The following is a 13,907-nucleotide window of genomic DNA, read 5'->3' as shown; positions in this document are numbered from 1 at the left end:
GGTAGCGATGCGAGGTGGTCTAGGTGGCGGCGCCGTCGCCGTCGCCGTCGTTTCGCGGCGCCGCGACCGGCCGCCCCGTGTTCGGCGGCCCGGTGTCCGGCTGCCCGGCGTCCGGCCGGCCCGCGGCCGTGAGTCCGCTGCGCAGCCGGCGGCGGGACGCGTAGCCGGCCAGGCCGACCGCCACCAGCAGCGTGCAGCCGTTGAACAGCGGGGTGGCCCAGAAGTCGGCGCCCAGCTGGCCGATCCCGGCGAGCCCGACGGCGAGCAGCGTGACCGCCACCAGGGTCCCCACCGCGTTCACCCGGCCCGGCCTGATCGTGGTGGAGCCGAGCAGCGCGCCGACGAACGCGGGCAGCAGGTAGTCCAGCCCCACGCTCGGGTTGCCGATCTGCTGCTGGGCGGCGAGGAGGATTCCGGCGCAGCCCACGACCAGGCCCGATCCGGCGAAGGCGTAGACGGAGTACCGGCGGGTGGGGATGCCGAGCATCCCGGCGGCACGGGGGTTGGAGCCGATGACGTAGAAGTACCGGCCGAGCGGCAGCCGCTCCAGCACCACCCAGAGGGCGACGGTCAGGGCCAGGACGTAGTACGCGGGCACGGGCAGGCCCAGGAACCGGGAGTCGTAGAGGCCGGTGAAGCCGGCCGGCAGCCCGTCCGGGCCGGGAACGATCCGGCTGCCGTCGGTGAGCCAGCCCGTGAAGGCGTACATGATGCTGCCCGTGCCGAGCGTGGCGATGAGGGAGTCGATCCGGGCGAACTCGACGACGACACCGTTCAGGGCGCCGACCAGCGCCCCGCCGACGACGACCGTGAGGCAGGCGAGCGGCCAGGGCCGGCCGGCCTCGACGACGAGGTACATGACCACGACGTGCGCCAGGCCCAGCCCGTAGCCGATGGACAGGTCGAACTTGCCGATGGCGATGGGGATCGTCGCACCGAGCGCGAGGACGGCGGGGATCGACTGGTTGGAGAGGATCGAGGAGACGTTGTCCCGGGTGGGGAACGTGTCCGGCAGCGTGAGCGAGAAGTACAGGAAGAGCAGGGCGGTGAGCGCCAGCAGGCCGTACGTGCCGATGACGTGCCCGCGCAGGTGGTCCAGCAGGGACCGGTGCGGGGACGGGGGCGTCACCGGCTCGTCGCGCTTCCGGTGATCGCGGGCATGGCGGAAGCGGTCCGGGTCAGCTCGGCGACGCTGAGCGTCTCACCCGTCAGCTCCGCCGCCACCGACCCGCGGACGAACACCAGGGCCCGGTGGCACAGGTCCGCGACCTCCTCGAAGTCGGTGGAGACGAGGAGCACCGCCAGGCCCGCGTCCAGTGCCTCGTCGAGGAGGCGGTGGATCGCGGCCTTGGCGCCGACGTCCACGCTGGCGGTCGGCTCCTCCAGGATCAGCAGGCGCAGGTTCCCCCGCAGCCACCGGCCGACGACGACCTTCTGCTGGTTGCCTCCCGACAGGGTGGCGATCACCGCCTCGCTGTCGCGGGGGTGCACCGAGAACCGGTCGATCAGGGCTGCCGCCTCGGCGCGCTCACGCCGGGGACGGATCCAGTGCCAGGCCGGCGTACCGGCTGCCCGGGGGTTGGCCAGGAAGTTCTCCCGTACGGTCAGTCCGCCGGCGCAGCCCTCCTCCTGGCGGTTGCCGGCCACGAATCCGACGCCCCGGCCGACGGCGGCGGCGACCGTACGGGGCCGGTACGGGCGGCCGTCGAGCAGGGCCCGCCCGCCCCGCAGCGGCAGCGCGCCGGCCAGGGCGCGGCCCAGGTGCATGTGTCCGGCGCCGGTCAGCCCCACCATGGCGACGATGTCGCCGGCGCGCAGGTCCAGGCTGACGGGCCCGGTGCGGTCGGTCGTCACACCGTCCAGCCGCAGGACGGGCTGCCGTTCGGGCTGCCGTTCGGGCGGCTGTGCCGTAGCACCCGGCCCCGGGGCGGGGGTCGTGGGCCGGGGCCCGATCGCCCCGTCGCCCGCGATGTCGTGCACCAGCCGGGCCGGGCTGTACGGCGCGAGCGGGCCCCGGCTCACGACGCGGCCGTCGCGCAGTACGACGAAGGTGTCCGCGACCCGGTACACCTCGTCGAGCCGGTGGCTGACGTAGAGGATGCCGTGCCCCTGGTCGCGCAGGGCGTGCAGGACGTCGAAGAGCCGGGCGCAGTCCGCGGCGGGCAGGGTCGCGGTCGGCTCGTCGAGGACGAAGAGCCTCGCCCGCCGCGCCAGCCCGCGGGCGATCGCGACGAGGGAGCGTTCGGCCGGGGCGAGGTCGGCGATCCGCGCGTCGGCGTCCAGGTGGCCGGCGACCAACTCCAGCGCCTCGGCGCAGTGCTCCCTGCCCCGGCGCCAGGAGATCAGGCCGTGGCGGCGCGGGTAGCCGGTGACCAGGGCGATGTTCTCGGCGACGGTCATCCAGTCGACCAGCCCGAGGTCCTGGTGGATGAACGACATCGCGCCGGAGGCGGCGTCGGAGCCGAGCGGGTGCCCGCCCACCGTCACCTCGCCGCCGTCGGCGTGGTGCAGCCCGGCCAGCACCTTGATGAGGGTGGACTTCCCCGCACCGTTGGGGCCGAGCAGGGCCAGGACGCTGCCGCTGCGGACGTCGAGGCTGACCGAGTCCAGCGCGAGGGTGCCGCCGAACCGTTTGCGCAGACCGCGGATCCGCACGAGCGGCTCGCCGCCGGAGCCCGCGGGCGGACCCGCCGCGGGGTCGGAAGTGTCATGCACGGACGTCTCCGGGGGCCGGCCTGGGGAGATTCTTCGTGACGGGACGTGTGGCTGTACGGCTGACAGCACGGCTGACGGGACGGGTGAGAGCGCGGGTGGCGCGAGGTGTGTCAGGACAGGGGACGCGAGGTGTGGCAGGACGGGTGACGCGAGGTGTGGCAGAACGGGGGACGCTGAGGATGCTACTGGGCGCTACGCCGCATACCTGACATATCGCCATGCTCTGTGGCCCCAATGGTCGAGTACGCGGGGCGGCGGTCACGCCGCGTCCAAGGCACATTCGGCCCAGATGACCTTCCCGTGGGCGGTGTGGCGCGTGCCCCACGCCTGGGAGAGCTGCGCGACGAGGAACAGGCCGCGTCCGCCCTCGTCCGTGGTGGCCGCCCGCCGCAGGTGCGGGGCGGTGTTGCTGCCGTCGGAGACCTCGCAGATCAGGGCGCGGTCGAGGATCAGCCGCACCTGGATGGGCTCGCTGCCGTAGCGGACCGCGTTGGTGACCAGCTCACTGAGCATCAGCTCGGCGGCGAACGTGAGCTCGTCCAGTCCCCAGTCCGCCAGTTGGCGGGTGGCCGCCGCGCGGACCTCGGACACGCGGGCCGGGTCGGCGGTCAGGTCCCACGTCGCGATCCGGTCGGCGGGCAGGGTGTGCGTGCGGGCGACGAGCAGGGCGATGTCGTCGCCGGGGTGCTCGGGCGCCACCGCGTCGATGACGGCCCGGCAGGTGTCCTCGGGTGCCCGGTCCGGATGGGCCAGGGCCCGGCGCAACTGGTCGAGGGCGACGTCGACGTCGCGGTGGCGGCCCTCGACGAGCCCGTTGGTGTACAGGACCAGCGTGCTGTCCTCGGGGAGTGGGATCTCGGCCGTCTCGAACGGCAGGCCGCCGAGCCCCAGCGGGGGGCCGGCGGGCAGGTCGAGGAAGGCCACGGTGCCGTCGGGATCGACCAGGGCCGGCGGAGGGTGCCCGGCCCGGGCCATGGTGCACAGCCGCGTGATGGGGTCGTAGACGGCGTACAGGCAGGTGGCACCCGCGATGCCGGTGCCGATGCCGGCGTCGATCCCGGTGCCGTCCGCGGCGGTCCCGTCGCCCTCCTCCCGGTCCAGCCGGACCAGCAGGTTGTCCAGGTGGGTGAGGAGCTCGTCGGGGGCGAGCTCCAGCTCGGCGAAGTTGCGCGCGGCGGTACGCAGCCGGCCCATGGTGGCGGCGGCGTGCAGGCCGTGGCCGACGACGTCCCCGACGAGGAGGGCGACGCGGGTGCCGGGCAGGGGGATGACGTCGAACCAGTCGCCGCCCACTCCGGACTCGGCGGGCAGGTAGCGGTGGGCGACCTCTACGGCGCCCTGCTCGGGCAGGCCGCGCGGGAGCAGGCTGCGCTGGAGGGCCAGGGCCAGGGTGTGCTCACGGGTGTACTGGCGGGCGTTGTCGATGGACAGGGCGGCCCGGGCCGCGAGTTCCTGCGCCAGCCAGCTGTCGTCCTCCCCGAAGGGGGCGGGGTCCTCCGAGCGGTAGAAGGTGGCGATGCCCAGCAGGACGCCCCGGGCCAGCAGGGGGACGGAGATGAGGGAGTGCACGCCGCGCGCGAGGATCCCCCGGGAGTGCTCCGCGTACTGGGTGACCCACGGAGCGGCGGCGTCCACCTCGGGTTCGAGCACGGCCTGCCCGCTGGTCAGGCACCGCATGTGGGGGGTGCCGGGCAGGAGCTCGACCCGCATGCCGACCGGGTAGAAGGGGTGGTCCTCGCCGATGCCGTGCACCGCCGTCCGGTGCATGTCGGTCCCGGGAGCGGCGGCGGACTCGTCGCCGCGCAGCACCGCCTCGGGCACGTCGACGGTGACGTAGTCCGCCAGCCGCGGCACTGCCACCTCGGCGAGTTCCCGGGCCGTGCGGCGCACGTCCAGGGTGGTGCCGATACGGGTACTGGCCTCGGCCAGCAGCTCCAGGCGGCGTCGTGCCGCGACGGCGTACTTCCCCACCTCCGGCTCGCCCACCAGCACCAGCCCACGCACCGGGCGGGCGTGGCCGGAGCCGTAGGCCTCCGGCGGCCGGGCGGCGGCGACGGGCTGCTGCGCGGTGCCGACGGGCCGCTGAGCGGCGGCGACGGGCTGTTGCGCGGCGACGGGCCGTTGTGCGGTGGCGAGGTGGTGGACGGGCGGTGAGTCGCTGCTGAGGAGGGCCTCGACGGCGATGCCCTCCACCCCGGAGCCGCTCGTGAGGGGGTGGCTCAGCAGGGTGACCCGGCGGCCGTGGGGGAGTGCCACCTCCAGGGCGGCCCGCCGGGTCGAGGAGATCAGCTCGGTGGCCCTGTCCTTGAGGATCATCTGGTCGTGCGGGTCCAGCCCGGCGGCCGCCAGTCCGAGGACCGGTCCGCCGCCCGGGCCGGAGTCCGGCCCGGTGCCGGTCAGCTCGCCCAGTCCGACCGGCTGCCCGTCGCCGGCGGCCTCGCCGGTCCGGGCGCGCTCCAGGGTGTCGAGGTACGCCTGCAGGAGCCCGCGCTCGCGCGCCGAACGCTGCTCCATCAGCCGGCGCTCGATCCTCTCGGCCGCCTGCTGGACCATCACCGTCAGTGCCGGATCCTCGTAGCTGTGCGGGTAGCCGAAGCAGAGGACCCCCACGACGTCCCCGCTGAGCTGGTCGCGGATCGGGGTGGCGCAGCAGGCGTTCGTCTGAGAGCGCTCGGCGAAGTGCTCGGCGCCGTAGACCTGGCAGAGCCGCCGGTCCGCGAGCGCGAGCCCGATTCCGTTGGTGCCCGCGAACCGCTCGGCGAAGACGAAGCCGGGCCGGGTCTGGATGGGGGGCAGGCTCCGGGCCAGGGACGGCTCGCCGAAGCGGCGTTGGAGCACGATGCCGTTCGCATCGGCGAGGGAGACGTTCATCCGGCTGCCGGCGAACCTCGACCCCAGCTGGTCGAGCACGGGACCGGCCGCCCGGACGAGCCGGCTGTCCGGGTCGAAGTCGTCCCGGAAGGGGAGCTCGGTCTCGTCCGGTGAGATGCCGAGCAGCCGGCAGCGCTCCCAGGAGTCCAGGATCGGACCCCTTACGCCGCCCTCGACCGGCTCGCCCACCAGGAACCGCTCACGGGAGCGTGCGGGGCCGATCTGCCCTCCCGTGACCCCCATCTGCATCACTTCCCTTGCCGGGCTCGTGGCCGTATCGGGATGGTTGCGCTGGTTAACTGCATTTTGAGTATATTCCGGGTGTTTTCCGGTGCGGAGCGGGGCGGAACCCGGGCGCCGAGGCGAAACCCCGGCCCGGCACCCTGCTCCGGCACCCTCACAGCACCGCCACCGGATTGACCGGCGATCCCGTACCGCCCGGCACGTCGAGCGGGGTCACCACGACCATGAACTCGTAGCGCCGCACCCCGGCGCAGGCGGCCGAGAGCGCTTCGAGCTCCAGGTTGTCCAGCAGCGGCACGCCCATGGCGGCGACGGCGAGGGCGTGGACGGGGGAGTGGACGCCCTCGACCGGCGAGGGGCGTACGTCGTTGTCCCCGTCGCTCCCGAGCAGGCTCACGCCGCGCTCGGCCAGCAGCGGCACGGCCTCCACGTGGAACCCGGCACCGGCCTCACCGACGTCCCAGGGGCCGAGCTCGCGCCGGCGGCGGAACCGGCCGGTGCGCAGCAGCACCGCACTGGCCTCGTCGATCCTGACGCCGAGCGCCCGCTCCGCGGCGACGACGTCCTCGGCCAGGACCGCGCGGCCGGGCTCCAGCCAGTCGACCCCGAGGACGGCCGGCAGGTCGAGCAGCACGCCCTTGGTGACCAGCGGGCCGAGCTCCGCCACCGAGCCGAACCGGGCGCCCGCGGCGTCGACGGCCTCCCGCGCCGGACGGCCGTCGTACAGCTGCCCCCGGTAGCCGACGTGCGCCAGCGCGTCGAGGTGGGTCACGCCCTTGCCGTGGTAGTCGACCGCGATGAAGTCCTTGTACGTGGCCGGCTCGGGCGGCTCCACGTCGCCCAGGTCGGACATGTAGTGCAGGGCGGGGCGGGCGTTGTCGGGGCCGGGCCGGGTGTTCCAGGGAAGCCCGAGGGGCACCGTCGTCCCGTCCCGGACCAGCGACGCGGCCCGTCGTACGCGGTCCGGGGTGACCCGGTTCCAGGCGCCGCGGTCGGGCACCGCCCAGCGGCCCCACGTACGGACCGCGGCGAAGAGCGCGTCGAACTCCTGGCGGGACGTGGGTCTGCGCTCCATGGGCCGGCGCTCCTGAGGTCTGCGCTCCAAAGGTCTGCGCTCCCGGGGTCGCAAGGGGTGCCACGCGGGGGTGACCGGTGGCGGCGCGGAGCCCGGGCGAGGCAGGCTGTATCCATGAGGGCGCTCCTGCGATCGCCCCCTCGATCGGGAGCCGGCGGTCACCACCAGCTGCTTTTCGCACTCGCGGAGTGCGTCCCCTTCTTGATCGCCCTGCTGGTGCTCATCATAGAACTCACCCCTGCGCACGTCGTGTACACCGGCCCCCTGCTGGTCGCGACACCCGCCCTGGCGGCGGTCACGATGGGCCCCAAGGGCACCTTCGCCGCCGTGGCGACGGCCCTGGTGGTCAGCGTCATCACCGCCACGTACAACCAGTCATGGGGCGGCCAACAGGTCTACACCAATCTCCTGGCCCTGTTCCTCGTGTCGCTGGCGAGCCTGATGACCAGCAGCGCCGTGCGCACGCGCCGGGAGAACGAGATCAGGCAGGTCCGCCGGATCGCCGAGGCGGCGCAGGCGGTGCTGATGCGCCCCGTGAAGGCCAGGATCGGCCCGGTGGGAGCGGCCAGCCTCTACCTGGCGGCCGAGACGGGCGCACAGATCGGAGGGGACCTCTACGAGGCGGTCCAGACCCGGTACGGAGTCCGGCTCATCGTGGGCGACGTCCGGGGCAAGGGGCTGCCCGCCGTACGGGCGGCCGCGGTCGTGCTGGGCGCGTTCCGCGAGGCCGTGCACTACGAGGACGAGCTGGTGGAGGTCGTCCACCACTGCGCGGCCGCCCTGCGCCGGGACGCCGTCGCGGCGGGCGACAGCGACGGGGAGCCGCTCCTGGAGGGCTTCGTCACCGTCCTCGTGGCGCAGGTGACGGACGGGCCCGCGGTCGAGGTGGTCAACCGCGGACATCCGCCCCCGCTGCTGCTGCGCGACGGCAAGGTCCACGCCCTGATGCCCACCTCCCCCATGCCGCCGCTCGGCCTGGAGGAGTTCGTCACCGGCCCTCCCGGCAGGACGGACAGCTACCCGTTCCTCCCGGGAGACCGGCTGCTGCTGCACACCGACGGGGTGATCGAGGCGCGCAACAGCGCCAACGACTTCTTCGCCCTGCCCGAAGCCATGGAAGCGATGCCCGGCGACTGCTCCCGGCCCGAGTTCCTGGAACGGCTGCGCCAGGAACTCGTGCGCCATACCCGGAGCAGTCTGGCGGACGACGTAGCGATGATCGTCGTCGACCGGCTCGACCACGGCTCGGGCGCGGCGGCTCACGACACGACTTAGCCGCGCGTGTCCACCACGGTGCGCAGCTTGCCGCTCGTCGGGCTGCGGTCCAGGGACGCCCCGTCGACGGCCTCGACCACGAGGTCCAGCAGCCGCTCCGACACCGCCGAGCGGAGCTCGGGGTAGCCAGCCAGGAACACCTCGCGCAGGCGCTCCGGATCCGTCGTGCCCGACCGCTCCACCCGTACGGTCAGCCGCTCGCGGGCGTCCGTACGCCCGAGCAGGATCTGCAGCTCGCCGCGGTGCCCGCCGTCCTCCTCGGCCAGGGCCACGAAGCGCCGGTGGCCCAGGAAGTACGTCGCCACCCGCATCACGTCACCGGTGCGGCCCTGCAGCTCGAAGCGCGGGGCCCGGCTGCCACACGGGCACGGTCCCGGGACCGCCCGGCCCAGGTCGCCGATGACGTACCGGCCCAGCTGCTGCCCGCGCCGGGCGTGCGTGGTGAAGACCAGCCGGCCCGTCCCGCCCGGGGCCACCGGCCGGTCCTCCTCCGGGTCGAGGATCTCCATCGTGTGCAGGTCGGCGTGGAGGTGGTGGACGCCGCCCGTGCTCTCGGTGCACTGGTAGCCCAGCGGGCCGAGGTCGGTGCTGCCGTAGGTGATCGAGCGGACCACCTCGATGCCGAAGGTCTGCTCCAGCGTCCGCCGCTGCTCCCGCGTGAAGTGCTCGCCGCCGTAGAACACCTTGCGCAGGCCCCCGTAGGCCCGCAGTGCGTCCGCCTCCGCGTGCAGCAGCTGCCACAGGTAGGAGGGCATGCCGAAGAGCGTGTCCGCCCCGTGCTCGATCAGGGCCCGCGCCGTCGCCCGGTGGTCCGCTCCCGCGGCCAGGGGCAGTTGGACGCCGCCCAGCCGCTCCAGGACGGAGAAGAAGCTGATGAAGCTGCCGTACATGCCGCCGCAGTAGAAGAGGTTGGCGGTGCGGTCCACGGCCGGGTCGTAGCCGGCGGCGAGCAGGCCGCGCGCGGCGGCGTGCATCTGCGTGTCGTAGTCGTCGTAGCTGAACAGGGACAGCGCCGGGGCTCCGGTGCTGCCGCCGCTGTGGAAGTACAGCTCCGCATCGGCTCGTTCGACCTGCACGTTGGCCGCCTGCGCCGATTCCTTGCCCGTCAGCGGGCCGGCGGGTGCCGGCAGCACGGCCGGCCGGACCAGGTCGTCCAGGCAGGCGGTGGTGGCGAACCGGGCCGGATCGGCCTGGACCGCCACGCGGCGGCTGTAGCGCTGGAGCGCGTACACACCGTCGTGCGGCTCGCCCGCGTAGCTCGCGAGCATCGCGCCGACGGGTGTGACGCGGGTGACGCCCGCGGCCAGTGCGGTGCGGGAGAGCTCCGCGATGTCGGTGCGGCTGCCGGCGATCCCCGCCGTCTGCAGGTAGCGGCGCATCGGGCGCAGCGTGGCGATCAGCTGCTCGCGGGGCAGCGGCTTGACCCACACGCTGCGGTGCAGCGGGGAGGCGGTGAGCGGCGACCGGGTGTCGGCCATGACCCGCCAGGAGCCGTCGGGCGCGGCGAACACCCGGGTCAGGCCCAGGTGTTCCTCCAGCCGGGCCACCAGCTCGGTGGTCGTCAGCTCCGCCTGCTCGGCCGGGTCGGCGTCCTGCCCGCCGGGCAGCGGCGCGGCGGGCGGCCGGGTCGCGAGGACGTCGGCGAACCGCTGCGCGAAGGCGAAGACCTCGGCCTCGTCCCCGGTGTCGAGGTAGACGACCTGCGGGCTGGAGCAGGCCTGCTGCTCGTACAGGCACACGTCGTCGGCGAGGGCGTCGAGCGTGCCGGGGTCCGACCAGGCGTCGGCGGTCAGGTAGGCGAAGGAGATGCGGTGGCCCCACTCCACCAGGCGGCAGCCGGGCGGCACATGGGCGGCGACCCCCTCGACGGCCGACTCCCCGCCCCAGACGGCGACGGCGTCCGCGGGCGCGCACATCAGCCGCAGCCACTCCTGCCGGGCGGAGGGGAAGCGCAGGACGACGATCCGCGCGGCCAGCGCCCCGCTGGGGTCGAGCGCGGCCAGCTCGGCCATCAGGGCCTGGGTGAACAGGGTGTCGGCACTGCTCGTCCTGAGGACGTTGACGTTGCCGGCGAGCAGGCCCTCCACGATGCTCAGCGGGGCGACGGTGGCCGCGTTGCCCGGGGCGATGTGCGCGACCATGCCGACCGGCGCCCACGCCTCGTACACCGCCTCGCGCGCGTCGGGCCGGTTCAGCCGGCCGGGCGCGGCGCTGCCCAGCTCCCGGCGCAGCTTGCGGGTCAGCTCCCGGCGGCCGAGGTGGTGGCCGAGCTCGGCCAGCAGCGCCGCCGGGTCCTCGTCCTCGGGCAGGTGCGTCGCCAGCCGGGCGTGCACGGGGTGTTCCGGGTCGAGGAGGGCCGAGGCCAGGGCGTCGCAGGCGGCCAGGACGGTCCCGGTCTCCAGTACGGTGCCCAGCGCGGCCTCGACGGCGGCCGGGAGCCCGGCGAGGCGGCGCCCGGCCTGCTCGTCGCCGATGAAGGCGCCCTGCCAGAAGTGCGGTGCGGCGGGGGTCGGCCCGCCGCCGCCGTTCCCGTACGCGGTCACGGCCTCGGTCTCGGTCTCGGTCTCGTTCACGCTCGTGTTCTCGCGGGTGGTCGTCGTCACGGTCACGCCATGCCCTTCATCAGTTCCGCGGCGGCCACCGCGCAGCTCCGGTTGCGGCTCACCCCGGCCCGGCCGTGGACGGTGAACCAGGGGGTCCGCAGCCCGCACCCGCAGGCGTCCCCCGGCCGTAGGGAGGCCAGATCGCCCATGACCACGCTCTGCGCGGGCACGGACGTGATGTACGGGGAGACCAGGTGCAGGTAGCCCCGCTCCCCGTACGGCAGCGGCTCCAGGGTGCGGGTCGAGCGGATCGTCACCCGCGACCAGACGGGCGCGTGCAGCCGGTGCCGCTCGCACTCGATGTACGGGATGCAGTGCTCGACCGAGCCGAAGGTGTCCCGGATCCGCTCGCCCGGTATGCCGAGCTGCTCGGTGACCCGGGCGTAGAGCTCCTCCTTGCCGATCTGCCGGTCGGCGTGGCCCTTCCAGCCGCCGCCGAGGACGACGAGGGAGCCCTCGGGCAGCCGCAGCGGCGGCATGCCCATGGCCCGCATCCGCTCCAGGGTGAACCACAGGAAGGCGGGGAAGCCGAGGATGCGGACCGGTGCGTCGTCCCGCTCGAAGCGGCGCAGCGCGGCGATGCAGCCGAAGGGGTCGAACTCGTGGTCGCCGCCCGCGCCGCCGCCCGTGTTGCGCAGGGCGTACTCGACGCTGCGCGCCGGGGCGAAGTCGCAGAGGTAGTTGTCGGTGAAGGCGGTGCCGAGGTTCAGCGACGGGGCCGGCTCGTAGCTGTAGAGCAGGTAGTTGACCTCCTGCTCCGGGGCGATCCAGCCGTTGCGCTCGAAGATGCGGGCGACCATGCGCTGGGCGGAGCGGATCGTCCAGTGGTCGAAGAACATCTGCGACTTCTGGCCGGTGGTGCCGGAGGAGGTCAGGTGCAGTTCGACGTCCTCGCGCGGGACGGACAGCACCTCGTGCCGCTTGAAGAAGTTCGCGTGGACCAGCGGCGTCCGGTACGGCTCGTCGCCCTCCGCCGCGGGCGTGGCCTCGTACAACGAGCGGTAGAACGAGGACCGTTCGGTGTGCCAGGCGTTGATCTCCGCCATGGCGGCGGCGAACAGCTCGTCCTCGGCGGGCCCGTACGCGTACGGGTCGGTCAGGTCGCACAGTTGCTGCACGTGCGGCAGGAGGGCCGGGTCGGGCACGCCGACCGGGGCGAGATGGGGGTTCATGGGGCAACCTCGGGTGATGTGGGCAGGTGTGTCGACGCCCAGGCCGACACGTAGCAGTCCAGATAGGGCTGGAGGGGCGGTTCGACGGCGACGCCGCGGAAGTCGATGCGCTCGGTGGACCGGGACAGCACGACGTAGTCGTGGAAGCCGTCGCCGTCCGCGCGCATCGCCGGGTAGAGGGCGCCGGCGACGAACCCCTGGGCCAGGAAGGCGGCGAGGGCCTCGTGGTGGGCGAGCGGCACCAGGGCCTCCACGTAGCCGGCGCCCGCCCGGGCCAGGGCCCGGGTGACGGGTTCGAGGTACGCGGCCGCCGCGGCCGGGTCGGGATGGGCCGTCAGCAGCGAGCAGTACCCGCCGGCCCGGTTGAGGTAGGCGTAGACCTCGAAGCGGCCGTCCTCGGGGGTGAGCAGCACGTTCGGCGTGTGCAGCGGGTAGAACCAGCCGCCGGCGCCGGGGAAGTGGTCGCGGAAGCGGCGCCGCACGAAGGCCGGCGCCTCGATCACCTCCAGCCGCCCGCCGTCCTCCGGTACGGGGACGGCCGGCGCCGGGAGCGGACGGGCCGCGGCGGCCCGGACGTCCGGGTACCTGATGCCCAGGGCGGCCTCAGCGGTCCGCAGCAGCGGCAGCAGCGGCGCGGGCACCTCGGCCACCGGGAACCTCCGGTCCAGCACCCCGGCTGCGTGACGCGCGTAGAGTGCGAGGCTTTCGCGGCTGCTGAGATCCACCGCGTTGGGCAGGACGCCCAGCGGGCGGAAGCCGTTGCGCGCGACGACGCGCTGGGGTCCGGCACTCACCGTGCGGACCGTCGCGTACACCGAGTCCAGCCGGCCGGTGTCCAGCATCCCGGCGCACAGCTCCTCGGTCAGCGCGGCCGCCATGCCGGCCGAACGGTGCTCGGGGTGCACGGCGATGCCCTCCAGACGGCCGATCCGGCTGCCGGCCTCGCCGTGGATGGCGGCCGAGGCGGTCAGCGCCCCGGTGCCGGGGCAGCGGCCGACGAGCCACAGGGAGTGCGGGTCGGCGATGAGCCGGGCCATCTCGGCGGGATCGGTGCCGAGGGCGACGGGGTAGTGCGGTCCGTAGACGGCGTAGTAGAGCTGGCGCAGTTCGGCGATGCCCGCGCAGGTGGCCGGGGTGATGACGGGCTTCACCGCGCACCTCCCGCCGGCCGGGCGGTCGCGTCGGCGACGGCATCCGCCTCCGGGTCCACTTCCGCGTCCGCTTCCGCGTCCGCTTCCGCGGGTTCGGGGTGGCGCCGGCCGAGCAGGGCCAGGGCGCAGGCGGCGGGCAGCAGGCCGATGCCCTGCACCAGGCACAGCGTCTGCGGCGAGAGGTGGTCGCCGGCCGAGCCGAACACCAGCGAGGCCACCGGCAGGGACGCGCCGAGCACGGCCTGCATCACGGCGAAGAAGCCGGGCTTGTCGGCGGCGGGCACCAGCCGCTGGAACAGGGCGACGAAGCGGACGCTGACGGCCCCGGCGCACCAGCCGGCGACGACCAGGCAGCCCGCGAAGACCGGACGCAGCGGGGCCAGGCCGGGCAGGGCCAGCGCGACCGCCATCAGACCGAGGCAGTACGCGCCGGCCACGGCGGGCCGGCCCGGGACCCGGGTGCCGGTGAAGGCGCCGATCAGCGCGCCGGTGCCGAGGGAGGCCTCCAGCAGCGCGACGGTGCCCCCGCCGCCCTGGAACACGGAGCGGGTGTAGAGGGGGATGATGACGAACACGGCGGCGGTGAAGAGGTTCGCCGCGGTGAAGCAGATCAGGATGCTCCGTACGAAGGGCAGTTCGCCGAGGATGCCGCGCAGCGTACGGCGCTGCCCGGGCCCAGGCAACGCGGCCGGCCCGTCGACGGCGTTGCTAACGGCAGGCATCGAGAGCACCACCATGGTCACGGGACTTTCGCGCTCAACGCGTACGGCCGGCGCGGCGCCGCCGCCCGTACTCTTACTCC

8 protein-coding genes and 1 pseudogene are annotated in these 13,907 nt (G+C 74.2%); 1 reads left to right on the top strand and 8 read right to left on the bottom strand.

The genetic code is table 11. The features are described 5' to 3' along the window. Positions 1–19: 19 nt before the first annotated feature. From GPJ59_RS03440 to GPJ59_RS03425, 4 genes are all read right to left on the bottom strand, one after another. The gene (locus GPJ59_RS03440) at positions 20–1,129 is read right to left on the bottom strand and encodes an ABC transporter permease (protein ID WP_219664850.1); all 1,110 of its coding nucleotides are present in this window, start codon (positions 1,127–1,129) and stop codon (positions 20–22) included. Beyond that, on the bottom strand, positions 1,126–2,715 hold the full coding sequence (locus GPJ59_RS03435; protein ID WP_219664849.1) for a sugar ABC transporter ATP-binding protein: 1,590 nt from the start codon (positions 2,713–2,715) through the stop codon (positions 1,126–1,128). The genes GPJ59_RS03440 and GPJ59_RS03435 overlap by 4 nt, the downstream gene beginning before the upstream one ends. Before the next feature lie 258 nt (positions 2,716–2,973). Continuing rightward, positions 2,974–5,829, bottom strand: coding sequence for a SpoIIE family protein phosphatase (locus GPJ59_RS03430; protein WP_219664848.1), 2,856 nt, complete (start codon positions 5,827–5,829; stop codon positions 2,974–2,976). Between the two features lie 154 nt (positions 5,830–5,983). After that, positions 5,984–6,904, bottom strand: coding sequence for a cyclase family protein (locus GPJ59_RS03425; protein ID WP_219664847.1), 921 nt, complete (start codon positions 6,902–6,904; stop codon positions 5,984–5,986). Positions 6,905–7,120: 216 nt separating this feature from the next. Here GPJ59_RS03425 and GPJ59_RS03420 point away from each other — a divergent pair, with 216 nt between their 5' ends. Continuing rightward, entirely contained in the window at positions 7,121–8,179 is a 1,059-nt protein-coding gene (locus tag GPJ59_RS03420) for a PP2C family protein-serine/threonine phosphatase (RefSeq protein WP_308120104.1), read from the top strand. Here the strand turns inward: GPJ59_RS03420 and GPJ59_RS03415 are convergent. The 4 genes and pseudogenes from GPJ59_RS03415 to GPJ59_RS03400 form a co-directional block, all read right to left on the bottom strand. Continuing rightward, a complete protein-coding gene (locus GPJ59_RS03415; protein WP_308120103.1) occupies positions 8,176–10,788 on the bottom strand; it encodes an acyl-CoA reductase in 2,613 nt (870 codons plus the stop codon). The two genes, GPJ59_RS03420 and GPJ59_RS03415, sit on opposite strands and share 4 nt — an antisense overlap. Then, positions 10,785–11,954 carry a LuxE/PaaK family acyltransferase gene (locus GPJ59_RS03410; RefSeq protein WP_219664845.1) on the bottom strand — a complete coding sequence of 390 codons (1,170 nt, stop codon included), beginning with the start codon at positions 11,952–11,954 and terminating at the stop codon, positions 10,785–10,787. The genes GPJ59_RS03415 and GPJ59_RS03410 overlap by 4 nt, the downstream gene beginning before the upstream one ends. Next, positions 11,951–13,105: a GNAT family N-acetyltransferase gene (locus tag GPJ59_RS03405; RefSeq protein WP_258023797.1), complete on the bottom strand. Its 1,155-nt coding sequence runs from the start codon at positions 13,103–13,105 to the stop codon at positions 11,951–11,953. The genes GPJ59_RS03410 and GPJ59_RS03405 overlap by 4 nt, the downstream gene beginning before the upstream one ends. After that, positions 13,102–13,907 (bottom strand): annotated as a pseudogene (locus tag GPJ59_RS03400) (MFS transporter); the annotation flags it as partial. The gene GPJ59_RS03405 and the pseudogene GPJ59_RS03400, both read right to left, overlap by 4 nt.

Origin of the sequence: Streptomyces bambusae (assembly GCF_019400985.1) — a bacterium.
Lineage (GTDB): Bacteria > Actinomycetota > Actinomycetes > Streptomycetales > Streptomycetaceae > Streptomyces > Streptomyces bambusae_A.
This window is presented reverse-complemented; position numbering and strand designations above follow the sequence as displayed.

Excerpts from the sequence above, each read along its gene's own strand:
- GPJ59_RS03430 (WP_219664848.1), bottom strand. The coding sequence starts at position 5,829 with ATGGGGGTCACGGGAGGGCAGATCGGCCCCGCACGCTCCCGTGAGCGG.
- GPJ59_RS03410 (WP_219664845.1), bottom strand. The coding sequence starts at position 11,954 with ATGAACCCCCATCTCGCCCCGGTCGGCGTGCCCGACCCGGCCCTCCTG.
- GPJ59_RS03425 (WP_219664847.1), bottom strand. The coding sequence starts at position 6,904 with ATGGAGCGCAGACCCACGTCCCGCCAGGAGTTCGACGCGCTCTTCGCC.